We start from the raw sequence: 23,392 nt of genomic DNA, 5'->3' as shown, positions 1-23,392 counted from the left end.
ATGCAAATGAGCCAACACACCGAGATGATCAAAGCCGATACCAGGAGCATGGTAGATCTGGACGTCGGTAAACCCGCGCGATGGGGCGTGTGGCTGGTGCTCGCCGGCTTCGGCGGCTTCCTCCTGTGGTCCTGGCTCGCGCCGCTGGATGCCGGCGTGGTCGCGACAGGCACGGTCAAAGTCACCAACAATCGCAAAGCCGTGCAGCACCTCTCCGGCGGTACCGTGGAGGCCATTCTCGTTCGCGAAGGCGATCTAGTGACAAAGGGTCAGGAGGTGGTCCGCCTCGACTCGTTGCGTGCCGCTGCCGAAGAAGGTGCGGTCAGCGCCCAGTACATCGTCAGCAAGACCGTGGAAAACCGCCTGGAAGCGGAACGTGACGGCCGCGATGTGGTGAACTTCGACCCCGAGTTGCTCAAGCGCTTCAAGGATGACCACCGCCTGGAGGCCGCCATGGACCTGCAACAGCGCCTGCTGGACACCCGGCGCGCCGGACTCGCTGGCGAAATCAGCATCCTGCAGGAAAACCTGGCAGCCTCGGCAGTGCAGCTCAAGGGCCTGCAGCAGGTCTATAGCGCCCGCGCCTCGCAGATCAGCTTCCTCAACCAGGAACTGCAAGGCACCCGCGTGCTGACGGCCGAAGGCTATGTGCCGCGCAACCGCCTGCTTGAGCTGGAACGCAACAATGCCGAGCTCTCCGCCGGCCAGGCCGAGAACCTCAACAACATTGCCCGCGTGCGTAGCCAGACCACCGAAATCAAGCTGCGCATCCTGCAGCGCCAGCACGATTACCTGAAGGAAGTCGAATCGCAACTGACCGACACCGCCAAGGAAAACACCACCCTGGCCGACCGCTTGCGCTCGCTCGACTATGAAGTGACCCACACGGTGATTCGTTCGCCGATCGATGGCATGGTCCAGGGCCTGAGCATTGCCACCGTCGGCGGGATCATTCAGCCCGGCTTCAAAATCATGGAAATCGTTCCGGTCAACGAACCGCTGCAGGTCGACGCGATGATTCCCGTGCAGGCCATCGACAAGATGGTCCCCGGCCTGCCCGTGGACATTTCCTTCCCGGCTTTCAACCATGCCAAGACGCCAAACATCCCCGGCCGCGTGAAGACCATTTCCGCCGACCGCCTGATGGACGAGGAAAGCAAGCAACCGTTCTATCTGGCTCAGGTGGAGGTCACGCCCGATGGCATGGGCCTGCTTGGCAGCAATCACATTCGCCCCGGCATGCCCGCCAGCGTCACCATAAAGACCGGCGAACGCAACATGATCAGCTATCTTCTTAAACCAATGCTCGATCGTGTGGACAGCTCATTCAAGGAACAATGAGATGGAACGTCGTTGCCTGCTCTTCTGCCTGCTGGGGTTGGCCCTGCCGGCCAACGCCATGGACCTCAAGCAAGCCTGGGATCTGTTGCAGTTCCAGGGCCCTATCTACCAGGCCTCCGTGCATGAAAAAGAGGCTGGCGAGGAAAACCGCGCCATCGGCAAGGCCGGCCTGCTACCGCAGATCAATGCCTCGGGCTACCACAACAAGGTCAATGGCTCCCAAAGCCAGAGCGGCATCGACAGAGATCTCCATTACGACTCCAAGGGCGCCAACGTGCGCCTGCGCCAGCCGCTGTTCAACAAACAGAAGATGGCCGAATACCGCCAGGGTCAGCAGCGTGCCGACTACAGCGACGCGGTATTCGATGCCAAGACCCAGGACGCCGCGGTGCGCTTGTCCGAAAGCTATTTCGATGTGCTCCTGGCCAGCGAAACCATCGTCCTGGCCAAGTCCAAGCTGACCGCCTTCGAAGAGCAACTCGCTTCGGCGAAGCGGCGCATGGAGCTGGGGGCCGGCACCGTCACCGACATCGACGAGTCGGCCGCTCGCCGCGACCTCGCTGACGCCGAGCTGATCGAAGCGCAAGACAACCTGATCAACGCGCGCCGCAAGCTTGAGGAATATATCGGTGAAACCCCCGAGTCACTGACCACCTTGCGCCCGAGCTTCGATACACCACCCCTGCTACCGAGCAACCTGCAGGACTGGTTGGTCAAAGCCCAGACCGATAGCCCGCTGATCCATGCGCGCCGTTATAGCAGCGACCTCGCAGCAGAAGAAGTGAAGCGTGCCAGGGCTGGCCACTGGCCAACACTGGATTTCATTGCCGGCTACACCGCGGGTGAGAGCCAGTCACTCTCCGAGTTGAATCAACGCAACCACTACGGCTCAATCGGGCTGGAAGTCAATATCCCACTGTACAGCGGTGGCGGCGTCAGCGCGTTGACACGCCAGGCCAGCGCCAATAGCGATAAGGCCATGGACGAACTCGACGCCGCGCGACAGGAAGTCATCACCGAAACCACCCGTGAGTATCAAGGCATCCTGAGCGGCGCCAAACGCATTCGCGCGCTGGAGAAGGCAGTGGAGTCCAACGAACGTTCACTGGCATCGTCACGCAAGGGCTTCAAAGAGGGCGGCACCAGCACCAACTCGGACGTCCTCAATGCCGAAGAGCTGCTCTTCGTTGCGCGCCACGATCTGTTCGATGCCAAATTGCGCTATTTGATGTCGCGCCTGCGCCTGGCCTCCTCAGTGGGCAGCCTGGGCGACGACGATATCAACCAGATCAACGACTACCTCGGCCCGGAACTGCTGGTCACCAAATAACGTTCACCTGCCGGCCGGTCGAGCCAAATGATGGCTGACCGGCGTTTTCCTCCCATGATCCCCACCCCGTCAAATCACCTCTCGTTTAACCCGTTCATTCATCGCTGCATCTCGGCGCAGAAAGGCAGCCGCCAGCGAAAAAACCGTCAACGTTGAAATTTGCCCACTAAGCCCTTGATTCCCTTTATGCTCAACCCAGTTCCAAATGAAAAGCCACGCCCGGCTCCAGGCTGTAAACTGTTTCCCCATGCGCAAACTTTTGTACCTGACATTCTCCATGGCGTTGCTCGCCGCCCTCACGACCTACGCAATGTGGGCCGCAGACCGGCCGGTGGGTCATTACCTTTCGGACCTGCGGATCAACCTGGCTGTCGACCAGGGCACGCCTGCGGACCGTGGCAATCTGTTGGGCATTCAGCCCGAACTGTTTCCTACCGATTATCAAAGTCCCGAGCGCTTGCACCGCAAGCTCGCGGCCTATCTGCAAGCAGCCCGGGACCAGGGCTTGTTGAACGGCAAGACCGTCGTGGTGTTGCCGGAACACGTCGGTACATGGCTGATGGTCAGTGGCGAGAAGGATGAGTTGTATCAGGCCAGCACCCTCAAGGAGGCCATGAACTGGCTGGCGGTGAGCAATCCCCTGAAGTTTGCCAAGGCGTTGATCAGCGCCGAGGGTGGCAACCGTCTGGACGATGCCCACCTGCGCATGAAAGCCAAGGCGATGGCCAGAGACTACCAGGCATTGTTCGGAGGGCTGGCAAAAGAATTCCACGTCACGCTGGTGGCGGGCTCCATCGTGCTGCCCGAACCGAGCATCATCGACGGCACCCTGAAAATCGGCCGCGGCGCGCTGTACAACAGCAGCGTAGTGTTCAACAGCGATGGCCTGCCGATCGGCCAGCCCCAGCGCCAGATGCACCCGTTCTTCGCAGAACAGAACGGGATCAAGGCGAACGGCGAGCACTCGCTCAACGTCGTTGATACCCCCGCAGGAAGGCTGGGCGTATTGATCGGCCACGACAGCTGGTACCCGGACAACTACCTCAAGCTCAACGACCAGAGCGTACAGCTGGTTGCGGTACCGGCCTTTGTTGCCGGCCGTGGCACCTGGGATCAACCATGGCACGGCTACAGGGGTTCTTCGGCGCCGGCATCGGTCAACTTGAAGCCTGGAGAAGTCAGTGAAGGCCAGGCCTGGCAGCGCCTGACTCTCACGAGCCGGAGTCCGGCCAGTCAAGCCGTCGCTGGCATGAGTGTGTTCCTGCGGGGTCAGTTCTGGGATCAGGCCAGCGCCGGGCAGAGCTTCCTCAGCAGCAACGGCCAGCACTTTGCCGACGGCAACGCCCAGGGTGCGCGTTTGCTGAACCTCTGGTTGTAAGCCATGAAACCGCAGCCGATGCGCCTCGGCGATCTGTCGGTGGGTTTTGTTCATAGCCTGGCCGATGCCGTGCGCAGTCATGGCGTCGATCCGCAGCCACTGCTCGATCAATACGGCCTTGATGCCGCGCGCCTGAGCGAAGCCGGTGCCCGGCTGTCGATTCCGCGCTACATGCGCCTGGGCCACGGCGCCATTCAACTGACCGACGACCCGGCCCTTGGCTTGCGCATGGGTCAGCTCAGTCGCCTGAGCCAGGCCGGCCTCGCTGGCGTCACGGCCGCCCAAGCGCCGACAGTACGAGAAGCCGCGCGCTGCCTGATTCGATTCGAAGCCTTGTACGGTTCGAACTATCGGGGCCAATCAAGCTTTCACGAAGACGCCCGGGGCGCCTGGCTGCGCTTCTATTCGATCAGCCCCTACAACGCCTACAACCGCTTCGTGGTAGATTCGATCATCGCCGGCTGGCTGCAGCAATTATCCAGTGTCAGCCCTGCCCCGCTGCGCGCCGAACGCATCGAAATCGAATTCGAAGAGCCCGGTTACCGCGCGGCCTATGACGTTTTGGGTGACTGTCCGATTCAGTTTGGCAGCGAGCGCAATCAACTGCGCTTGAGCCTGGCAAGTCTCGCCCAGCGCAACCCCGAGCATTGCCCGAGCACCTGGCGGCATTTGCTACAACTGTGTGAGCGGGAGCTGGAACAACTGACACGCACCCGCAGCCTGCGTGAACGCATCATCGCGCTGCTGGGACCCTTGCTCAATGGTGGCCGCGAGCCCGACCTGCAAGAGGTGGCGACACGCCTGAAGCTGCCCACCTGGACCTTGCGCCGCAAGCTCGCCGATGAAGGCACACAGTTTCGTGCGATTCTCAACGACACTCGCCGCGACCTGGCCATGACTTACATACGCGACACCGAACTGGCGTTCGGAGAGATCGCCTACCTGCTGGGCTTTGCCTCAGCCGAAGCGTTTCAACGCGCATTCAAACGCTGGAACGGGCAGACACCCGGCGAATTTCGCCGCAGTCATAGAAAAACAGCTCAAAGCCTCTAGCTGCAAGCGACAAGTTGAAGCTTTAAAGCTCAGTAGCGTCTTCTGCTGGCTCCAGTGGGTCCAGTTCGAAAGCCTGGTACTCGAGCAGCTCTTCTTGATAATCGTCCATTTCTGAATCCCCCAACCCGTATTGAAAAACGTCTGAATAAATGACCAATCCCTTGAGCATAAAGTGCCCGCGTGAAGGAAAAATGACGCGGACACGACACTCTGTCGCTACTGAATAAAACGTAGCAGCTGGTCAGGAATTTAGCATTGGATTTTTTCGCAGGAGGCCGCAGAACAGCGGACTTGCTTGATGCGGGTCAATATTTTGGCTGGTCACAGGATCGGATCATCTGATCCGATCCTGTGGCATCTCCATCACTGACCGGAGGCAGGCATCGCCGGGATGGGTTCGCTCGGCGGAGGCAAGTCACTCGGGTTCGACGGTGGCGTGACGCTTTCCTGGAACGATGCAGGCTCTACACGCTCGGCCGGCGTGATCGGCGCCGCTTCAGGAGGCGGAGCAACCGGCTCGGAGGCCGCTGGAACCGTTTCAACGGGTGCAGGTGCAGCAGGCTGTACAGCGGGAGCTGCTGCCGGGGCTGGTGCCAGCGGTGCCGGCGCTGCCTTGGCTTCAGGCATGCCCAGGTCCGTTTTCGGCTTTTCGGGGATGTGCGCAGCCTTTTTCGCTTCCGGCGGCAGGAACAGCTCGACCAGTGCGAAGAAACGCTCGTAGAACTTGGCAGACGATACGGTTTCGCTGGCGACCTTGACCATCGAGTCATCAGAGGAGCCGATCGGCATCGACACCGAGCCCAACACGCCCACACCGAGACTGGCGGAGTTGTTGGTCTTCTTCAGCGCATAACGATCCTGCAGGGCGTTGGCGAATACGGTCGCGTGATGCCCTTCGCTGCCGTCATCGGTACAGACCACACTGAAGCTGATCTCCATGTGATTCTCGCCGGTCTGCTGGAAGCTCTTGTGGCCGCTGACCAGCTTCGAATCGTTGCTGGTGATGATGTAACCCTGGCTGAGCAAGGCGCGACGGGCGGCTTCACAGCTCTGGGTATCGGTGACCGGATAGTTTCGGGAGAAGGTTCCGGAGTCGTCGAAATTCTCATGCTCATAGATGGCGGCCTTGTTCGATGAACAACCGGCCGCAGTGGCGAGCATGGCTGCCAGCCCGACAACCCGCATGGGAAGTGATTTAAACATTGAACATCCTGAGGAAAACGGTTCGGGGCGTATTGTGCAACAGATCGATGCTTAGCGGAGCATCGATCGTGCCTTAAAACGGTTACAGGCTGATTGACCCCGATTTTGCGCAAAAGTCACCGCGGTATATGACGTACGGCCAAACAAAAAGACCCCGGCCTTTCGGCCGGGGTCTCCTGTGCAGCGTCAAACCTGGTCAGGCATCAGTAACGCTTGATGTCTGCCTGGCTTTCCAACTGCTTGCGATAAGCCGCAAAATCTTGCTGGCCGATGCGCGAAGCGAGGTAGCGACGATACTGCGCTTTCTCTTCTTCGGTCGGCGCCTCGGCTTCGTTCACGCCATTGAGGCGCACGATCATCAGGCTGCCATCAGCCAGCGTCACGCTGGTGAAGGTCGGCTTGTCCTTGGCCGCTGGCTTCGCCATGCGGAACAGCGCTTGCAGCATCGCTGGGTCGACCCCTTCCTGACCGCGAGTCGCCGCTTCAGTGACTTTCCAGGCCTGGCCGTCGACCGCCTGATCCAGCGGGGTCTTACCATCGCGCAGGCTGGCAATCAGGGCTTCAGCCTTGGTCTTGGCATCGGCACTGGCGTGCTCCTTGGCCAATTGCACACGGATCGCGGCAGAGACGCTTTCCAGCGGCAATTGCGAAGGCTTCAGGTGCTCCTTGGCACGCAACACGACCACGGTTTCCGGATCGAGCTCGATGGCGGTGCTGTTCGCGCCCTCATCCAGGACTTCCGGGCTGAACGCGGCAGTGATTACGCCACGGTTGGCCGCAATACCCTCACTGCCTTCACGGCCGAACGGCTTGGACGTATGGACGGTCAGTTTCAGGTCCTGCGCTGGCTGAGCCAGATCGGACGCTTCAAACGAGGCGTCTTCCAGTTGCTTGCTCGCCTCAACGAAACGCTGCTCGACCTGCTGGGTTTTCAGACCGCGGGTCAGCTTGTCTTTCAGGCTGGCGAACGCTGGCACTTCTGGCGCTTCCACGCCCAACAGCTTGACCAGGTGGAATCCGAAGTCGGTGCGAACCGGCCCCGAGACCTGGTCCATGGTCAACGAATACAGGGCTTTTTCGAACGCCGGGTCGTAAACGCCAGGACCGGCATAACCCAGGTCACCGCCGTTGTTCGCCGAACCCGGATCCTGGGAGAACTCCTTGGCCAGCGCCTCGAATTTCTCGCCCTTGGCCAGACGGGCCTGGATCTCTTCGATCTTCGCCTTGGCTTGCGCCTCGGTGGTCTTGTCGTTGACTTCAATCAGAATGTGCGCAGCCCGGCGTTGCTCGGACAGGTTCGCGATTTCTTTCTGATAGGCCGCTTGCAGGTCTTCGTCGTTGACGCTGACCTGGTCGAAGAAGGAAGCCTTCTTCAGCTCGAGGTAATCGATGACCACCTGATCCGGCGTCATGAATTCCTTGGCATGCTCCTCGTAATAGGCCTTGACCTCATCGTCGGTCAGCTTGACCGCCGCCGGGTCGGCCTTGATGTTCAGGGAGGCGAAATCGCGGGTCTGTTTTTCCAGACGGGCAAACGCCAACACCTGTGCATCGGTCACGAAACCGCTACCTGCCAGACCGGCCCGCAGCTGACCGATCAGCATTTCCTGAGCCAGCATCTGGCGGAATTGCATGCGGCTATAGCCGAGCTGGCGAACCACCTGGTCGAAACGCTCGGAGCTGAACTTGCCATCAACCTGAAACTCTGGTGTTTGCAGGATGACCTGATCAAGCGCCGCTTCGGAAAAAGCAAATTTCGATTGTTCTGCGCCTTGCAGCAGCAGCTTGCGATCGATCAGGCCCTTGAGAGCCGATTCGCGCAACATTTTTTCATCGAGCAAGGAAGCATCGAAATCCTTGCCCAGCTGTTGCATGAGCTGGCGGCGTTGCATATCAACCGCCTGGCTCAGCTCGTTCTGGCTGATTTCATCGCCATTGACCTTGGCCGCATCATTACTGTGCGACGTGGCCTTGAAGATGGCATCGAAACCGGTCAAAGCCATCAGAACTACGATGACCCCGATAATAGTCTTGGCAATCCAGCCTTGTGAATTGTCCCTGATATTCTGCAGCATGCGTCCCCCAGAAACGGTTGAACTTCAAAATTAGGCAACCGTGGAGCGTGGGTAGAATCCGGATAGAAGAAAGGCGCATCCGAGGATGCGCCTTCTCGTAACTGGCGGAGCGGATCGAGGGCTCGAACTGGCGACCCTCGGTGTCTTGAACCGGCGACCTGCAGTCAGGACTGCCGCTCCGCTGCCAAGTCAGGCATGACCCCGACCCGGATGGGTAAAAACCTGAATCGAACTTAGTTGACAGCTTCTTTCAGTGCTTTACCGGCTTTGAAACCTGGTTTTTTGGCTGCTGCGATTTCCAGCGTCTTACCGGTCTGTGGGTTACGACCAATGCGAGCTGGACGATCCGTTACGGAGAAGGTACCGAAACCAACCAGAACAACAGAGTCGCCAGCCTTGAGAGCGCCAGTGACGGATTCGATTACAGCGTCCAGCGCACGGCCAGCAGCAGCTTTCGGGATATCAGCGGATGCAGCGATAGCATCAATCAGTTCCGACTTGTTCACTCTAAGTCCCCTTATATCTATTTGAGTATGATTCTAAGTTTTTTTGGTGAAAGCAAAAACGAGTGCTGAATGGCCTACAGACACTTAAGAGCCGCTTTATAACAAGGGCTCTAAAAAGCTGTCAAGAAAGCCCCCCAGGCAAATACGTACTAATGCGTGCTAATTCTTTCCTTAGAATCTGCGTCGCGCTTCTCATCCTTCGCGACTATCTCCGGAGCCACGTCCGGCAAGGGCTCCGGCGCGTATTGCAACGCAATTTGCAGGACCTCGTCAATCCATTTAACCGGTTTAATCTGTAGATCCTGCTTGATATTGTCCGGAATCTCTTTGAGATCGCGCACATTCTCTTCAGGAATGATCACGGTCTTGATTCCGCCACGATGGGCAGCCAGCAGTTTTTCTTTCAAGCCGCCAATGGCCAGTACCTGGCCACGCAACGTGATTTCACCGGTCATGGCGACATCCGCGCGCACCGGAATGCCGGTCAATGCCGATACCAGTGCCGTGCACATGCCTACACCGGCGCTAGGACCGTCCTTGGGAGTCGCCCCTTCCGGCATATGGATGTGCGTGTCGCGCTTCTCATGGAAGTCCAGGGGGATCCCCAGGCTCTTCGCCCGGCTGCGGACAACGGTCAAGGCCGCGGTGATCGATTCGACCATCACGTCACCCAAAGAACCGGTCTTGATCAACTGGCCCTTGCCCGGTACGACGGCCGCTTCGATGGTCAGCAGCTCGCCACCCACCTGAGTCCACGCCAGCCCGGTCACCTGGCCGATCTGATCCTGCTGCTCGGCCAGGCCGTAGCGGAATTTGCGCACGCCCAGGAAGTGCTCCAGCATGTCTGCGGAGACCTTCACCGAGAAGCGTTTTTCCAGCGCATGCTCCTTGACGGCCTTGCGGCAAACCTTGGCAATCTGGCGCTCCAGCCCGCGCACACCGGCTTCACGGGTGTAGTAGCGGATGATGTCGCGGATCGCTTCTGCGTCAAACTCCAGCTCGCCTTTCTTCAGGCCGTTGGCCGTGATCTGTTTTGGCGAAAGGTATTTGACGGCGATGTTGATCTTCTCGTCTTCGGTGTAGCCCGGCAGACGAATCACTTCCATCCGATCCAGCAACGCCGGCGGGATGTTCATCGAGTTCGAGGTGCACAGGAACATCACATCGGACAGGTCGTAATCGACTTCCAGATAGTGATCGTTGAAGTTGTGGTTCTGCTCGGGATCGAGCACTTCCAGCAACGCCGATGCCGGATCGCCACGCATGTCGCTGCCCATCTTGTCGATTTCATCGAGCAGGAACAGCGGGTTGCGGACACCCACTTTTGTCATCTTTTGAATCAATCTTCCTGGCATCGAACCGATGTAAGTACGGCGATGACCACGAATTTCCGCTTCATCACGTACACCGCCGAGGGCCATGCGCACGAATTTGCGGTTGGTGGCGTGAGCAATCGACTCCGCCAGGGACGTTTTACCCACCCCTGGAGGACCGACCAGGCACAACACCGGACCACGAATTTTTTTCACACGCTTTTGCACGGCGAGGTATTCGAGGATGCGTTCCTTGACCTCTTCGAGGCCATAGTGGTCGGCATCCAGAATGTCTTCTGCACGCGCCAGGTCCAGGCGCACCTTGCTCTGGGCCTTCCACGGCACTTGAACCAGCCAGTCGATGTACGAACGCACCACGGTCGCTTCCGCGGACATCGGCGACATCTGCTTGAGCTTGTTCAGCTCGGCCGTCGCCTTGGCCAGCGCGTCTTTCGGCAGGCCGGCGGCATCGATACGCTTTTTCAGCTCTTCGACTTCGTTGTGACCTTCGTCGCTGTCGCCGAGCTCTTTCTGAATGGCCTTCATCTGCTCATTCAGGTAGTACTCGCGCTGACTGCGCTCCATTTGTTTTTTGACGCGGCCGCGAATGCGTTTTTCGACTTGCAGCAGATCGATCTCGGCATCCAGCAACGCCAGAACGTGCTCGACCCGGGCCGACAAATCGATGATTTCGAGGATTTCCTGCTTCTGTTCGATCTTCAGCGCCATGTGCGCGGCCATGGTGTCCACCAGGCGGCCTGGCTCGTCGATACTGTTGAGCGACGACAGGACTTCAGCCGGGACTTTCTTGCCCAACTGCACGTATTGCTCGAACTGAGACAGCAGGCTGCGAACGAACACTTCCGACTCGCGCTCTGGCGCTTCAACTTCGTCGATCAGGGAGACTTCGGCACGGCAGTGGCCGTCCACTTCGCTGAAGCGCTCGACAGCGCCCCGCTGCTCGCCTTCGACCAGAACCTTGACCGTTCCGTCAGGCAGCTTCAGCAGCTGCAGAACAGTGGCAATTGTACCAACGCGATACAGGGCATCTTCACCGGGATCGTCGTCAGCCGGGTTTCTCTGGGCCAGCAGAAGAATCTGCTTGTCACCCGTCATCGCAGCCTCGAGGGCTTCGATGGATTTCTCGCGCCCCACGAACAGCGGGATAACCATGTGCGGATAAACCACGACATCACGCAATGGCAGGAGAGGCAATTCGATGGTTGTCTTCATGATTTCGCCTCTACGGCGGCCGTAAGGCCGTAAACAGATGGAAGTAAGCTTGAAACCAAGATGGGGGCTGCCTTGGAAAAAAACAAGCGGATAAAAGAACCACTTGAAAGATTGCAGCTGGCATAGCGCGTGAGATGGCCCGGACACATCCGAAAATCAGATCGGCTGTCAGGCCGCCTTCGCTGCGGTGCAGCGATCCGACAAGCCAGCGCCAAATAGCAAAGGGGCCCGAAGGCCCCTTCTTTATTCAAGCTGCGTGACGCTTAAGCGTCTGGCGCGGCCTTGGCGGTCGGCTCACTGTTCTCGTAGATATACAGTGGCTTGGACTTGCCTTCTATCACGCTTTCATCGATCACTACTTTACTCACCTCCGATTGCGAGGGGATTTCATACATAGTGTCGAGCAATACACCTTCAAGAATCGAACGCAGGCCACGGGCACCGGTTTTACGCTCCAGGGCTCGTTTGGCGACCGATTTCAGAGCGTCAGAACGGAATTCCAGATCCACGCCTTCCATCTCGAACAGCTTGGCATACTGCTTGGTCAGGGCATTTTTCGGCTCGGTGAGGATCTGCATCAGCGCAGCCTCGTCAAGCTCGTCCAGCGTGGCAAGTACCGGCAGACGACCGACGAATTCCGGGATCAGACCGAACTTGACCAGATCGTCAGGCTCGACTTCACGCAGGGATTCACCGACTTTCTTGCCTTCTTCCTTGCTGCGCACTTCTGCGTTGAAACCGATGCCACCCTTGGTGGAACGGTTTTGAATGACTTTCTCAAGACCAGAGAACGCGCCACCGCAGATGAACAGGATGTTACGGGTGTCGACCTGCAGGAATTCCTGCTGCGGATGCTTGCGACCACCTTGTGGTGGAACGGAAGCGACCGTGCCTTCGATCAACTTGAGCAAGGCCTGCTGCACGCCTTCACCGGAAACGTCCCGGGTGATCGACGGGTTGTCAGACTTGCGCGAAATCTTGTCGATTTCATCGATGTAGACAATGCCCATCTGGGCTTTTTCCACGTCGTAATCGCATTTCTGCAGCAGCTTCTGAATGATGTTCTCGACATCTTCACCCACGTAACCCGCCTCGGTGAGGGTGGTTGCGTCAGCGATGGTGAACGGAACGTTCAGCAAGCGGGCCAGTGTTTCGGCAAGCAGGGTCTTACCCGAGCCTGTCGGGCCGATCAGCAGGATGTTGCTCTTGCCGAGTTCGACGTCGTCATTCTTTTTGTCACGCTGATTCAAGCGCTTGTAGTGGTTGTACACCGCTACGGCCAGAACCTTTTTCGCACGCTCCTGACCAATCACATACTGATCAAGGATGCCGCTGATTTCTTTAGGCGAAGGCAATTTATGCGCGCTGCTTTCGGCCTGTGCTTCCTGAACCTCCTCGCGGATGATGTCATTGCACAGGTCGACGCACTCGTCGCAGATAAAGACCGAGGGGCCGGCAATCAATTTGCGTACTTCATGCTGGCTTTTGCCACAGAAGGAGCAATAGAGCAGCTTGCCGTTGTCCTCGCCGTTGCGGGTGTCAGTCATTCGTTCGATCCAAATCCGATAGGCTTGCAACACAAGATGAAGGCTATTGCGGGCTTTTTCAAGCCCGCTGGTGATCGGACCCGCCGACCAACCTTATTTTGAGCTGCTTAATTTAAGCAGGGCGCTGGCTGATCACTTCGTCGATCAAGCCGTACTCACGCGCGGCTTCTGCACTCATGAAATTGTCGCGATTGGTATCGCGCTCGATTTCTTCAAGAGTGCGCCCGCTGTGCTGGGCCATCAGCGTGTTGAGACGCTCACGAATAAAGAGGATTTCCTTGGCATGGATTTCGATATCCGACGCCTGGCCCTGGAAACCGCCCAGTGGCTGGTGAATCATCACACGCGAGTTCGGCAGGCAGTAACGCTTGCCATGGGCACCGGCCGTCAGCAGGAACGCACCCATGCTGCACGCCTGACCGATACAGGTGGTCGCCACGTTGGGTTTGATGAACTGCATGGTGTCGTAGATCGACATGCCCGCCGTCACCGAACCGCCCGGGGAGTTGATGTAGAGATGGATGTCCTTGTCCGGGTTTTCCGCTTCAAGGAACAGCAGTTGCGCACAGATCAGGTTGGCCATGTAGTCCTCTACCGGGCCAACCAGAAAGATCACACGCTCCTTGAGCAGGCGCGAGTAAATGTCGTAGGCGCGCTCGCCACGAGCGGACTGCTCGACAACCATCGGGACCAGGCCGCCTGCGGCCTGGATATCAGAGTTCTGCTGAATATACGAATTACGGAACATGCTCTGCAGTCACTCCCAAATAGTTATGTCTTGAATACGCATAAGCCAGCTCGAAGGCTGGCTTATGGTGTGTGCTTCTTACCGCAAAAACAATCAGTCGGCTTGTGGAGCTTCTACCGGCTTGACCGCTTCTTCGTAAGAGACCGATTTATCGGTCACGCTAGCTTTCTGTAGAACAGTATCCACAACTTGCTCTTCCAGCACAACCGAGCGAACTTCGTTCAGTTGCTGGTCGTTCTTGTAGTACCAAGACACAACTTGCTCAGGCTCCTGGTAGGCCGAAGCCATTTCCTGAATCATCTCGCGAACGCGGGCTTCGTCAGGCTTGAGGTCGAATTGCTTGACCACTTCAGCCACGATCAGGCCCAGCACTACACGGCGCTTGGCTTGCTCTTCGAACAGCTCGGCCGGCAGTTGGTCAGGCTTGATGTTGCCGCCGAACTGCTGGACAGCCTGCACGCGCAGACGGTCAACTTCGTTGGACAGCAGGGCCTTTGGCACTTCGATCGGGTTGGTGGACAGCAGACCGTCCATTACCTGATTCTTGACCTTGGACTTGATCGCCTGACGCAGCTCGCGCTCCATGTTCTTGCGAACTTCGGCGCGGAAGCCTTCCAGACCGGTTTCCTTGATGCCGAATTGAGCGAAGAACTCTTCGGTCAGTTCTGGCAGCTTTGGCTCGGAAACGGTGTTGACGGTCACGGTGAACTCGGCGGTTTTGCCAGCCAGGTCCAGGTTCTGATAGTCCTCTGGGAAAGTCAGGTTCAGAACACGTTCTTCACCGGCTTTTGCGCCAACCAGGCCATCTTCGAAACCAGGGATCATGCGGCCGGAACCCAGAACCAGCTGAGTACCCTTGGCGGAACCGCCAGCGAACACTTCACCGTCGACCTTGCCAACGAAGTCAATGTTCAGCTGGTCTTCGTTTTGAGCGGCGCGATCGGCCACTTCGAAACGGGTGTTCTGCTTGCGCAGGATGTCCAGCATCTTGTCCAGATCGGCATCAGACACGTCAGCGCTCAGGCGCTCTACGGTGATACCTTCGAAACCGGCAACGGTGAACTCAGGGAACACTTCGAATACGGCTACGTATTCCAGGTCCTTGCCCGCTTCCAGGGATTTTGGCTCGATCGAAGGCTGGCCAGCCGGGTTCAGCTTCTGCTCAACCACAGCTTCGTAGAAGGAAGACTGGATCACGTCGCCTACAGCTTCCTGGCGAGCGTCAGCACCGAAACGGCGCTTGATTTCGCTCATTGGCACTTTGCCTGGACGGAAGCCAGCAATCTTGGCCTTTTGGGCGGTCTGCTGCAGACGCTTGTTGACCTGGCTCTCGATGCGCTCAGCCGGCACGGTGACGCTCATGCGGCGCTCAAGAGCAGTAGTATTTTCAACAGAAACTTGCATGGATATTCCTCGTTGCACAGACGTTAGCCGGCCGTTTCCGACCCCAGAATCAAGGGCATGCATTCTAGTGGGTCAAACTCAAGAAGTCACCCTACTGAAAACGGGTAAAAACGCAGCAGGCAATTTATAGGTGCGAATGCACGAATGCACCTCGCCCCGATGGCAAATACAGCCAATCACGCCAGGGCTCTGCGCCAACCTTTCTATATAGAGGAGGTCGCCAATCATCTCCCTGACAGCCGATCTCGCAAGCAAGGCCGGCGGACAGAACAGCATCATCGAGAAACATAAATACGACGAAACGCCCTGCCCTTGCGACCCGGAACCCGCGGCCGCTGAAACAAAAAAGGCGCCAGACTTTTCAATCTGGCGCCTTTCGAAATATGGGGTGGACGATGGGGATCGAACCCACGACAACGGGAGTCACAATCCCGTGCTCTACCAACTGAGCTACGCCCACCATATTGCCTGTTAAAGAAGCCAAACAACTTCTTTATCAAGCTCCAGCCAGGCCAAAGACCTGAGTGAAGCTTTAATTGGTGCGGATGAAGAGACTCGAACTCTTACGCCTCGCGGCGCTGGAACCTAAATCCAGTGTGTCTACCAATTCCACCACATCCGCGGGTGAAGCCTTTAAAGCAAAGGCGCCAGACTGTTAATCTGGCGCCTTTCGAAATATGGGGTGGACGATGGGGATCGAACCCACGACAACGGGAGTCACAATCCCGTGCTCTACCAACTGAGCTACGCCCACCATATCGCGCTACTTGTGCCAAAGCTGCCTAATGGCGCACCCGGCAGGACTCGAACCTGCGACCATCCGCTTAGAAGGCGGATGCTCTATCCAGCTGAGCTACGGGCGCCTTGTTAGCTGTAACCTTGGAGGACTACAAACTAAGTGCTTTCCAGTCTCACAGAATCGTAATCCCGCTCAACCTTCCTAACCAGTGCTAGGCTGTGCCCGACAAGTGCGACGAATAGTATAGAGCCACCCGAAGGTCGTCAAATCCTTTTTAAAAAAAATTCATTTAATTAAAGGAGTTAGGGGAATTTGCAGACCAAGCGCCTTTGCCCTCACCGCATGACATGCGAGAATGCGTTCTCTTTTTTTCCCCTCTCGATGGTTAATCACGCGCAATGACTGCACAACTTATCGACGGCAAATCGATCGCCGCCAGCCTGCGCCAGCAGATCGCCCAACGTGTCACCGAGCGTCGCCAGCAAGGCCTGCGCACGCCCGGCCTTGCGGTGATCCTGGTCGGCAGCGATCCTGCCTCTCAGGTTTATGTCTCGCACAAGCGTAAAGACTGTGAAGAGGTCGGCTTTCTATCCCAAGCCTATGACCTGCCTTCCGAAACCACTCAAGAAGCGCTGACCGAACTGATCGATCGCCTGAACGACGATCCTGCAATCGACGGCGTTCTGCTTCAGCTGCCGCTTCCCGAACACCTGGACGCCTCCAGACTGCTGGAGCGCATTCGTCCGGATAAAGACGTCGACGGCTTCCATCCTTATAACGTCGGTCGCCTGGCCCAGCGTATCCCCCTGCTGCGCCCATGCACCCCCAAAGGCATCATGACTTTGCTGGAAAGCACCGGTGTCGACCTTTACGGGATGAATGCCGTGGTCGTCGGCGCGTCCAATATCGTTGGTCGCCCGATGGCCATGGAATTGCTGCTGGCCGGTTGCACCGTGACGGTCACCCACCGCTTTACCAAGGACCTGGCCGGCCATGTCGGCCGTGCGGACCTGGTCGTCGTCGCCGCCGGCAAGCCGGGCCTGGTCAAGGGCGAATGGATCAAGGAAGGCGCGATCGTGATCGATGTCGGCATCAACCGTCAGGACGACGGCAAGCTGGTCGGTGACGTGATCTACGAAACCGCCCTGCCCCGCGCCGGCTGGATTACTCCGGTACCGGGCGGCGTAGGCCCGATGACCCGTGCCTGCCTGTTGGAAAACACCCTGTACGCCGCTGAAACCCTGCACAGCTGAGTTTCAACGCGCACGCTGTCAGCGTGACAAGGAACCCCGCCCTGGCGGGGTTTTTTTTGCCCGCGAAAAACACCGACCGCCTGCCGGAAAATGACTTTTTTTTCATGTTTCTCAGGACTTTCACCTGTTACTTGATCAACCATCGACAGTTATTCAGCCATACTCCAGAATGTCGCGCTTTTTACGAAATAGCCCGTTACAAAACGGCTTATCAACACTTTATGAGTCTGCCAGCGTGAAAATCCGTCTTTCCATCCTGAGCCTATTTTTTGCAGTTACAGGGACTTTCATCACGCCAATTGCCAGCGCTGGCGAAATCACCGCTGCCCCGCGAGATACTTCACATCTCAAGATCGCTTCCGGCAGCGCCCTGCTCATGGATCTGCAGACCAATAAAGTCATCTACGCCAGCAACCCCGACGTGGTCGTCCCCATCGCTTCGGTCAGCAAGCTGATGACGGGCCTGGTGGTGGTTGAAGCCCGCCAGAACATGGACGAATACATCAACATCAACATCAGCGACACGCCAGAAATGAAAGGTGTTTACTCCCGGGTCAAGCTCAACAGCGAAATGCCGCGCCGGGAAATGCTGCTGATCGCATTGATGTCTTCGGAAAACCGCGCCGCCGCCAGCCTGGCGCACCACTATCCGGGTGGCTACGCCGCATTCATTGCCGCGATGAACGCCAAGGCCAAGGCGCTGGGCATGACCAATACGCACTTCGTCGAACCAACCGGCCTGTCGCCGCGCAACGTATCCACCGCACGTGACCTGAGCAAACTGTTGGTCGCTGCACACAAGTACCCATTGCTGACCGAGCTGAGCACGACCAAGGAAAAAACCGTGTCGTTCCGCAAACCCAACTACAGCCTGGGCTTCCGCAACACCGACCATCTGGTCAACAAAGCGAACTGGAACATCGAGCTGACCAAGACCGGTTTCACCAACGAGGCCGGCCACTGCCTGGTGCTGGTGACACATATGGCGAATCGCCCGGTTACCTTGGTGATCCTCGACGCCTATGGCAAGTACACCCACTTTGCCGACGCCGCGCGGATTCGCAACTGGGTCGAAACCGGGCACGGTGCTGACGTGCCCTCGGTGGCCCTGCAGTACAAATCGGATAAAAACCTCAAGCAACGCCAAAGCGGCGTGGTTGAAGCCTCGAAGTAACCAAGCGGCAACGCACGAAAAGCCCCGGTCATTCGGGGCTTTTTTTCGCCCGACATTCAGTCGTTGGGCAGCGGCATCTGGTCGTCATCCGGGATGCCGTCGCCGGTACTTGGATCTCTCCAACCCTTCGGCTTTTCAGTGGGCACCACCGTTGGCCGCGCCAGAGGGTCCCTCAACGGGCTGTCGGGATCCATCACTGGATCGGTGCTTTGCTCGGGGGTTGTGGGGACAGTTTCCGGACGTTTGTCGTCGAAACTGGAATCGGTAGACATACGCACCTCCATTGGACCTAAGGCTTCAGATTACCCAGCGGATCATAGGGCTTGGCCGGAGCCTTGGGGTTGTCACCCGGTTTCACGTCCCTCGGTGCCTTGGCGGGCCCGATCGGGTCGACCTGAGGATCGGCAAGGTCCGGAGAATCGGGATCGAAACCCAGCTCATTGCCAGACGAATGCTCAGACGAGTGCGGACCGACGGGCGTTGTTGAATGAGCCATGGGCACCTCCTGATCTCGGCCCGGAATAATGTTCCGGGCCCTTAACGATCAGAGGCTGGCGATGGGTGAAGGTGCCCGGCGGGTGACCAACGGACTTACTGGCTGGCCAAGGCTTTTTTCGCCCTGGCGGCGGCCTGCTCCTGACCGGCTTGCGCCAGATCGCTGGCGGCCTTGAGCCAACGCTGCTGATCGACCTGGGCCGGGATTTGCGTCGGATTCTGGATCAGCACGGCCCAACCGCCGGCGTCCTTGAACGCCGATTCGAAGGAACTGAAGCTCATCAGTTCGCGGTGATTCATCCCGGCCCGCAGCAGGACCGTCTGCTTCTGGCGGTTGTAGCCGGCAAGAATGGCGTATCGCGGTTCGGCCCACATGGCCGAGCCTTCAGTAAAGCGCACCATCACCGGATAACCGGCGGCGACTTGCGTCAACAAGGCCGGCAGGTTGCTGTCGAGGGGATAAACCACCATCCCGTACTCGCGGGCCAGGTTCTGCATGTTCTGTTGCAACTGGGCTTCGGCCCCCGGCAAATGCAAGGGTTTGTCGAGCAGCCCCGGGGTAATCACGATGCCCTGCTGGGACAGCATGCTGGCCAGCACCTGCGGTCCGCTTTGATACGCATCGCCCCGGTAGAACCGGCCGCTGAGTTCGACACGCTCCGGCAAACGCTTGATCTCGGGCGCAACGCTCCCGGCACAGCCCGCCAGGCTTGCCACGCAACCGGCTATGAGCATGGCCGACAAAATTCGAGAAAATACCCGCACCATCATCTCTCTCTTGTTCAGGTTCAGACGCCAGGCAATCCCATTCCCGGCTTGGTCGTCGATCATAGGTCGCCGCGCCTCTACGGTATAGCTCTAAACGGTAGTCGCGTGCATTCGATAGAGCGAACTGGTTGGTGACTGCCGACTTTCGGTCAATAGCCTGAAATACAGCAACGGCTAGACTGTTCCCTGAAGGGACGACAGCGAAGCGCGTGTGCCCACAGAAGGGCAAAGAGGAGGCACAGATGAGCCTGACCATGATCATTGTGATGTTGATTGGCGGTTGGCTGGCGGTAGCCGCCGCCATGTTGTGGGGCGTGCTGCGCATTACTCGCCGCCACCATCACCCTGTCCAGCCGGCTCCTGCACCAGAAGCGGACAAGACGCCGAGCCAGCACGCCAACGCTCACTGACACCACCTTTACCCGATACCAACAAAAACGGCCGCCTGCACTCCTTGGAGTTCAGGCGGCCGTTTCTTTTAGCGTGGGTCAAGCCTCAGTGGCTAGCCGCTTCTGCCTGGACCGGCGGGACATCATGTTCAACGCCTCGATCGAAGCCGAGAATGCCATGGCCGCATAGACGTAGCCTTTCGGTACATGGGCGCCGAAGCCTTCGGCGATCAGCGTCATGCCGATCATGATCAGGAAGCCCAGGGCCAGCATTACCACTGTCGGGTTGTCGTTGATGAACTTGGCCAACGGATCAGCCGCCAGCAACATCACCAGTACCGACACCACCACCGCGATGACCATGATCGGCAAATGCTCGGTCATGCCGACAGCAGTAATGATGCTGTCGATGGAGAACACCATGTCCAGCATCAGGATCTGACCGATCGCCGCCGCGAAGCCCAGGGTCACGGTCGAGGTCGCCGACTTCGGATCTTCCGGTGCCGGGTCCATGCTGTGATGGATCTCGGTGGTTGCCTTCCACAACAGGAACAGGCCACCGGCAATCAGGATCATGTCTTTCCAGGAAAACGCGTGGCCGAGAATCTCGATCACCGGATTGGTCAACTGGACGATGAACGCGATGGTGCTCAGCAAGCCCAGGCGCAGGATCAACGCCATGCCGATACCGATGCGCCGTGCCCGCTGGCGATTGTGCAAGGGCAGCTTGTTGGTCAGGATCGAGATGAAGATCAGGTTATCGATGCCGAGCACGATCTCCATCACAATCAGGGTGGCAAGGGCGACCCAGGCGGTGGGGCTGGCGGCAAGTTGTAAAAGGTAGTCCATGGGTCAGTCCTGACTCGTTGTAATACGGTTTAGATTTCCTGGGAGGAAGATTCGGTTTTTTCCGAGTCTTTTTCCGATGATTCTTTTTTGCTGATCAACCCGCTGGTGGCGTCACTGAGTGCTTGCTCGGCGGCCTTGTGGGTACCGTCAATCGCCTGTTTGGCGCTTTCGGCAGCCTTGCCCATCAATTGTTGCGCGCTTTTCTCGGCCTGGTCGCAACCGGCCAGTACCAGTAAAGACGTGATCAACAGTGCCGTGGCTTTAAGCTTCATGATGCTTTCCTCGATAGAACGAACGGGACCTAAACGATGGCCCGTTGATAGCGATGCATTCTAGGGAAGCAAACACTTCAGTAAAATTCGTATTTTCAGCGGTTATACTTCGATTTTTACGAAGTGTTAGACGCCATGCTCAACTATCGGCAATTGCATTACTTCTGGGTGGTGGCCAAGACCGGCAGCATCGTGCGCGCCTGCGAGCAGCTCAATCTCACGCCACAAACCATCAGCGGGCAGATTTCATTGCTGGAACAGACCTTTGGTATCGAGTTGTTTCGGCGCGTCGGACGGCAACTCGAACTGACCGAGGCCGGCCGCCAGGCCCTGCCCTACGCCGAACAAATGTTTCAGCTGGGTGGCGAACTGGAACTGATGCTGCGGGCACAACCCAATGAACAGCAGATTCTGTTTCGCGTCGGTGTGGCCGACGTGGTGCCCAAATCCATCGTCTATCGCCTGATCGCACCGACCATGGAGCTGAGCGAACCGCTGCGCATCACGTGCCGCGAAGACAAGCTGGAACGCCTGCTGGCCGACCTGGCGATCCAGCGCCTGGACCTGGTGATCTCCGACAGCCCGATGCCATCGCACCTGGACATCAAGGGCTACAGCCAGAAACTCGGTGAGTGCGGGATCAGTTTTTTCGCCACCCCTGAGCTGGCGACCCGTTACGGCCGGGACTTTCCGCGTAACCTGCACGGTGCGCCGCTGCTGATTCCCGGACCGGAAACCGTGGTGCGCAGCCGCTTGCAACGCTGGTTCGCCGAGCAACAGATCCAGCCGAAAATTGTCGGTGAGTTCGACGACAGCGCCCTGATGCAGGCCTTCGGCCAATCCGGCAGCGGAATCTTCATTGGCCCGAGCGTGATTGCCGATGAAGTGCAACGCCAATATGGCGTGGAGGTGATTGGCCAGACCGACGCGGTGAGCGAGTCGTTCTATGCCATCTCAGTGGAACGCAAGGTCAAGCACCCCGGCATTGTCGCCATTACCGAAGGTGCCCGACGCGAGCTGTTTACAGCGCTGTGACCTGTTCGCGCGGCTTGAAAGTCATCAGCGCAATGGCCAGCAGGATCGACGCCAGAATGAAAGCAGCGGCGGCAAAGCCAAGGCCTTGCAGGCCAACGCTGTCGATCACCCGACCACCGATCATCGCGCCCAGACCGATACCGAGGTTGGCCCCGGCGATGTTCAGCGACGCGGCAAACGCCGGCGCTTCAGGCGCGGCCTTCATCAGGCGCACATGGCTGACCAGGAACAACGCCGCCTGGGTCACACCCCAGATGCCCATCGCCGCCGCCAGACCGAGCGGCGAATGAATGTTCGGCACCAGCGCCACCAGGCCGGCAATCATGAACGCGCAGAACATCATCGACGCCATCAATGGATGACGATCCACCGCCCGGCCACCCAGGGAGTTGCCGATCAACCCGACCGCGCCGAATCCCATCAGGCACCAGCCGACCACTGTGCCGTTGAAGCCGGCCAGTCGTTCAAGAATGTCCGCCAGATAGGTGTAGGCGGTGAACATGCCGCTGAACACAATCACTGACAGCAGCACGTGACCGAGCATCAGCGGGCTGTGCAGGATCTTGAACTGCGACCGGAAGCTCACCTGATGCTGGTGCAGGTTGGTCTTCGGCAGATAGATAAACAGCAGCAACGCCTTGGCAAAGGCGATGACCGCCAGAATCGCGAAGGCACTGCGCCAGCCGAACGCATCGGAAATCAGCGTGCCCACGGGAATACCGAACACCGTGGCGCAAACGATGCCGAAGCCGATCTTGGCGATGGCGCGACCGGCGTAATCCGGCCCGACGATGTCCACCGCCGTTTCGCTGGCCAAGGCCCAGAACACCGGCAGCCCCAGCGCCGGGATCAAGCGGGCAAACGCCATCACCCAGATGTTCGGCGCCAGCGCCGCGAGCGTGTTGGCCAGGCCAAACATGATCAGCACCGAGATGAACAGCTTGCGACGCTCGAAGCGGGCGAAGTACGCCGTCAGGAACGGCCCGAACGCGGCCACGGTGAAGGCGAACAGGGTCACCAGCAAACCGGCCTGCGGGATGCTGACCTCCAGGTCCCGGGCGATCGCCGGCAACAGGCCAACGATGATGAATTCCGTGGTCAGCACCGTGAAGCCGGCGGCGGACAACAGAAGAATGGGCAACAGCATGCAAAACTCCAGAAAACGAAAACACCAGCGATAGCCCGAAGGCCCACTGGCAGACATGAAAATGAGGATGGCGAATCTTAACAGAGTGTTTTCGGATGCGGTTGCACGAACCTGCAATTCGCGTTGAATGCCAGGGTGGC

The 23,392-nt window shown here is 58.3% G+C and carries 21 protein-coding genes and 4 tRNA genes; 8 read left to right on the top strand and 17 right to left on the bottom strand.

The window, feature by feature from the left end:
- From AC1DVE_RS28455 to AC1DVE_RS28440, 4 genes are all read left to right on the top strand, one after another.
- Window positions 1-1,341 carry an HlyD family type I secretion periplasmic adaptor subunit gene (locus tag AC1DVE_RS28455; protein ID WP_223458474.1) on the top strand — a complete coding sequence of 447 codons (1,341 nt, stop codon included), beginning with the start codon at window positions 1-3 and terminating at the stop codon, window positions 1,339-1,341.
- A 1-nt stretch (window position 1,342) separates the two neighbouring features.
- Window positions 1,343-2,671, top strand: a complete 1,329-nt coding sequence (locus AC1DVE_RS28450) for a TolC family outer membrane protein (RefSeq protein ID WP_223458473.1) — start codon at window positions 1,343-1,345, stop codon at window positions 2,669-2,671.
- Window positions 2,672-2,918: 247 nt separating this feature from the next.
- Window positions 2,919-4,049 carry a carbon-nitrogen hydrolase family protein gene (locus tag AC1DVE_RS28445; RefSeq protein ID WP_223458472.1) on the top strand — a complete coding sequence of 377 codons (1,131 nt, stop codon included), beginning with the start codon at window positions 2,919-2,921 and terminating at the stop codon, window positions 4,047-4,049.
- A 3-nt stretch (window positions 4,050-4,052) separates the two neighbouring features.
- Window positions 4,053-5,102: an AraC family transcriptional regulator gene (locus AC1DVE_RS28440; protein ID WP_223458471.1), complete on the top strand. Its 1,050-nt coding sequence runs from the start codon at window positions 4,053-4,055 to the stop codon at window positions 5,100-5,102.
- A gap of 363 nt (window positions 5,103-5,465) precedes the next feature.
- Here AC1DVE_RS28440 and AC1DVE_RS28435 read toward each other — a convergent pair whose 3' ends face one another.
- From AC1DVE_RS28435 to AC1DVE_RS28385, 11 genes are all read right to left on the bottom strand, one after another.
- On the bottom strand, window positions 5,466-6,305 hold the full coding sequence (locus AC1DVE_RS28435) for a DUF2242 domain-containing protein (protein ID WP_223458469.1): 840 nt from the start codon (window positions 6,303-6,305) through the stop codon (window positions 5,466-5,468).
- A gap of 203 nt (window positions 6,306-6,508) precedes the next feature.
- A complete protein-coding gene (locus tag AC1DVE_RS28430) occupies window positions 6,509-8,380 on the bottom strand; it encodes a SurA N-terminal domain-containing protein (RefSeq protein ID WP_223458468.1) in 1,872 nt (623 codons plus the stop codon).
- Window positions 8,381-8,613: 233 nt separating this feature from the next.
- Window positions 8,614-8,886 carry an HU family DNA-binding protein gene (locus AC1DVE_RS28425; protein ID WP_002552737.1) on the bottom strand — a complete coding sequence of 91 codons (273 nt, stop codon included), beginning with the start codon at window positions 8,884-8,886 and terminating at the stop codon, window positions 8,614-8,616.
- Between the two features lie 149 nt (window positions 8,887-9,035).
- Complete coding sequence (gene lon, locus AC1DVE_RS28420) at window positions 9,036-11,432, bottom strand: endopeptidase La (RefSeq protein ID WP_223458466.1); 2,397 nt, start codon at window positions 11,430-11,432, stop codon at window positions 9,036-9,038.
- 263 nt (window positions 11,433-11,695) lie between these two features.
- Window positions 11,696-12,979, bottom strand: coding sequence for an ATP-dependent Clp protease ATP-binding subunit ClpX (clpX, locus tag AC1DVE_RS28415; RefSeq protein ID WP_007982210.1), 1,284 nt, complete (start codon window positions 12,977-12,979; stop codon window positions 11,696-11,698).
- Window positions 12,980-13,091: 112 nt separating this feature from the next.
- A complete protein-coding gene (gene clpP, locus AC1DVE_RS28410) occupies window positions 13,092-13,727 on the bottom strand; it encodes an ATP-dependent Clp endopeptidase proteolytic subunit ClpP (protein WP_223449179.1) in 636 nt (211 codons plus the stop codon).
- A gap of 93 nt (window positions 13,728-13,820) precedes the next feature.
- Entirely contained in the window at window positions 13,821-15,131 is a 1,311-nt protein-coding gene (gene tig, locus AC1DVE_RS28405; protein WP_223458464.1) for a trigger factor, read from the bottom strand.
- A 384-nt stretch (window positions 15,132-15,515) separates the two neighbouring features.
- Window positions 15,516-15,591 (bottom strand) — tRNA-His (locus AC1DVE_RS28400).
- A gap of 77 nt (window positions 15,592-15,668) precedes the next feature.
- Window positions 15,669-15,753, bottom strand: a tRNA-Leu gene (locus tag AC1DVE_RS28395).
- A gap of 56 nt (window positions 15,754-15,809) precedes the next feature.
- A tRNA-His gene (locus tag AC1DVE_RS28390) sits at window positions 15,810-15,885 on the bottom strand.
- 32 nt (window positions 15,886-15,917) lie between these two features.
- A tRNA-Arg gene (locus AC1DVE_RS28385) sits at window positions 15,918-15,994 on the bottom strand.
- Window positions 15,995-16,268: 274 nt separating this feature from the next.
- Here AC1DVE_RS28385 and folD point away from each other — a divergent pair.
- Window positions 16,269-17,123 carry a bifunctional methylenetetrahydrofolate dehydrogenase/methenyltetrahydrofolate cyclohydrolase FolD gene (gene folD / locus AC1DVE_RS28380; RefSeq protein ID WP_008001570.1) on the top strand — a complete coding sequence of 285 codons (855 nt, stop codon included), beginning with the start codon at window positions 16,269-16,271 and terminating at the stop codon, window positions 17,121-17,123.
- A gap of 235 nt (window positions 17,124-17,358) precedes the next feature.
- On the top strand, window positions 17,359-18,297 hold the full coding sequence (pbpG, locus tag AC1DVE_RS28375; RefSeq protein WP_223458463.1) for a D-alanyl-D-alanine endopeptidase: 939 nt from the start codon (window positions 17,359-17,361) through the stop codon (window positions 18,295-18,297).
- Window positions 18,298-18,353: 56 nt separating this feature from the next.
- Here pbpG and AC1DVE_RS28370 read toward each other — a convergent pair whose 3' ends face one another.
- The 3 genes from AC1DVE_RS28370 to AC1DVE_RS28360 all read right to left on the bottom strand — a co-directional run bounded on the left by AC1DVE_RS28370 (window position 18,354) and on the right by AC1DVE_RS28360 (window position 19,623).
- Entirely contained in the window at window positions 18,354-18,569 is a 216-nt protein-coding gene (locus AC1DVE_RS28370) for a hypothetical protein (protein WP_007977127.1), read from the bottom strand.
- Between the two features lie 17 nt (window positions 18,570-18,586).
- Complete coding sequence (locus AC1DVE_RS28365) at window positions 18,587-18,793, bottom strand: DUF6021 family protein (protein ID WP_008016225.1); 207 nt, start codon at window positions 18,791-18,793, stop codon at window positions 18,587-18,589.
- Window positions 18,794-18,888: 95 nt separating this feature from the next.
- Entirely contained in the window at window positions 18,889-19,623 is a 735-nt protein-coding gene (locus AC1DVE_RS28360) for a peptidase C39 family protein (RefSeq protein WP_223458461.1), read from the bottom strand.
- 179 nt (window positions 19,624-19,802) lie between these two features.
- Between AC1DVE_RS28360 and AC1DVE_RS28355 the strand changes: the two genes are divergently transcribed.
- A complete protein-coding gene (locus tag AC1DVE_RS28355; protein WP_223458459.1) occupies window positions 19,803-19,970 on the top strand; it encodes a hypothetical protein in 168 nt (55 codons plus the stop codon).
- A 78-nt stretch (window positions 19,971-20,048) separates the two neighbouring features.
- On the opposite strand, the gene AC1DVE_RS28350 is transcribed toward AC1DVE_RS28355, so the two are convergent.
- Window positions 20,049-20,798: a TerC family protein gene (locus AC1DVE_RS28350; RefSeq protein ID WP_223458457.1), complete on the bottom strand. Its 750-nt coding sequence runs from the start codon at window positions 20,796-20,798 to the stop codon at window positions 20,049-20,051.
- Window positions 20,799-20,827: 29 nt separating this feature from the next.
- Window positions 20,828-21,070, bottom strand: a complete 243-nt coding sequence (locus tag AC1DVE_RS28345) for a hypothetical protein (RefSeq protein WP_477784363.1) — start codon at window positions 21,068-21,070, stop codon at window positions 20,828-20,830.
- 135 nt (window positions 21,071-21,205) lie between these two features.
- Here AC1DVE_RS28345 and nhaR point away from each other — a divergent pair, with 135 nt between their 5' ends.
- A complete protein-coding gene (gene nhaR / locus AC1DVE_RS28340; protein WP_223458455.1) occupies window positions 21,206-22,105 on the top strand; it encodes a transcriptional activator NhaR in 900 nt (299 codons plus the stop codon).
- On the opposite strand, the gene AC1DVE_RS28335 is transcribed toward nhaR, so the two are convergent.
- Window positions 22,092-23,252, bottom strand: coding sequence for an MFS transporter (locus AC1DVE_RS28335; RefSeq protein WP_223458453.1), 1,161 nt, complete (start codon window positions 23,250-23,252; stop codon window positions 22,092-22,094). The two genes, nhaR and AC1DVE_RS28335, sit on opposite strands and share 14 nt — an antisense overlap.
- Window positions 23,253-23,392 lie beyond the last annotated feature (140 nt).

The sequence above is a fragment of the Pseudomonas sp. P4_B4 genome, assembly GCF_056402255.1.
Note: the sequence above shows the minus strand (reverse complement) of the source record. Positions and strands in the feature narration are given on the sequence as shown.

Excerpts from the sequence above, each read along its gene's own strand:
- AC1DVE_RS28455 (WP_223458474.1), top strand. The coding sequence starts at position 1 with ATGCAAATGAGCCAACACACCGAGATGATCAAAGCCGATACCAGGAGC.
- AC1DVE_RS28450 (WP_223458473.1), top strand. The coding sequence starts at position 1,343 with ATGGAACGTCGTTGCCTGCTCTTCTGCCTGCTGGGGTTGGCCCTGCCG.
- AC1DVE_RS28445 (WP_223458472.1), top strand. The coding sequence starts at position 2,919 with ATGCGCAAACTTTTGTACCTGACATTCTCCATGGCGTTGCTCGCCGCC.
- AC1DVE_RS28440 (WP_223458471.1), top strand. The coding sequence starts at position 4,053 with ATGAAACCGCAGCCGATGCGCCTCGGCGATCTGTCGGTGGGTTTTGTT.
- AC1DVE_RS28435 (WP_223458469.1), bottom strand. The coding sequence starts at position 6,305 with ATGTTTAAATCACTTCCCATGCGGGTTGTCGGGCTGGCAGCCATGCTC.
- AC1DVE_RS28430 (WP_223458468.1), bottom strand. The coding sequence starts at position 8,380 with ATGCTGCAGAATATCAGGGACAATTCACAAGGCTGGATTGCCAAGACT.
- lon (WP_223458466.1), bottom strand. The coding sequence starts at position 11,432 with ATGAAGACAACCATCGAATTGCCTCTCCTGCCATTGCGTGATGTCGTG.
- clpX (WP_007982210.1), bottom strand. The coding sequence starts at position 12,979 with ATGACTGACACCCGCAACGGCGAGGACAACGGCAAGCTGCTCTATTGC.
- clpP (WP_223449179.1), bottom strand. The coding sequence starts at position 13,727 with ATGTTCCGTAATTCGTATATTCAGCAGAACTCTGATATCCAGGCCGCA.
- tig (WP_223458464.1), bottom strand. The coding sequence starts at position 15,131 with ATGCAAGTTTCTGTTGAAAATACTACTGCTCTTGAGCGCCGCATGAGC.
- folD (WP_008001570.1), top strand. The coding sequence starts at position 16,269 with ATGACTGCACAACTTATCGACGGCAAATCGATCGCCGCCAGCCTGCGC.
- AC1DVE_RS28370 (WP_007977127.1), bottom strand. The coding sequence starts at position 18,569 with ATGTCTACCGATTCCAGTTTCGACGACAAACGTCCGGAAACTGTCCCC.
- AC1DVE_RS28365 (WP_008016225.1), bottom strand. The coding sequence starts at position 18,793 with ATGGCTCATTCAACAACGCCCGTCGGTCCGCACTCGTCTGAGCATTCG.
- AC1DVE_RS28360 (WP_223458461.1), bottom strand. The coding sequence starts at position 19,623 with ATGATCGACGACCAAGCCGGGAATGGGATTGCCTGGCGTCTGAACCTG.
- AC1DVE_RS28355 (WP_223458459.1), top strand. The coding sequence starts at position 19,803 with ATGAGCCTGACCATGATCATTGTGATGTTGATTGGCGGTTGGCTGGCG.
- AC1DVE_RS28350 (WP_223458457.1), bottom strand. The coding sequence starts at position 20,798 with ATGGACTACCTTTTACAACTTGCCGCCAGCCCCACCGCCTGGGTCGCC.
- AC1DVE_RS28345 (WP_477784363.1), bottom strand. The coding sequence starts at position 21,070 with ATGAAGCTTAAAGCCACGGCACTGTTGATCACGTCTTTACTGGTACTG.
- nhaR (WP_223458455.1), top strand. The coding sequence starts at position 21,206 with ATGCTCAACTATCGGCAATTGCATTACTTCTGGGTGGTGGCCAAGACC.
- AC1DVE_RS28335 (WP_223458453.1), bottom strand. The coding sequence starts at position 23,252 with ATGCTGTTGCCCATTCTTCTGTTGTCCGCCGCCGGCTTCACGGTGCTG.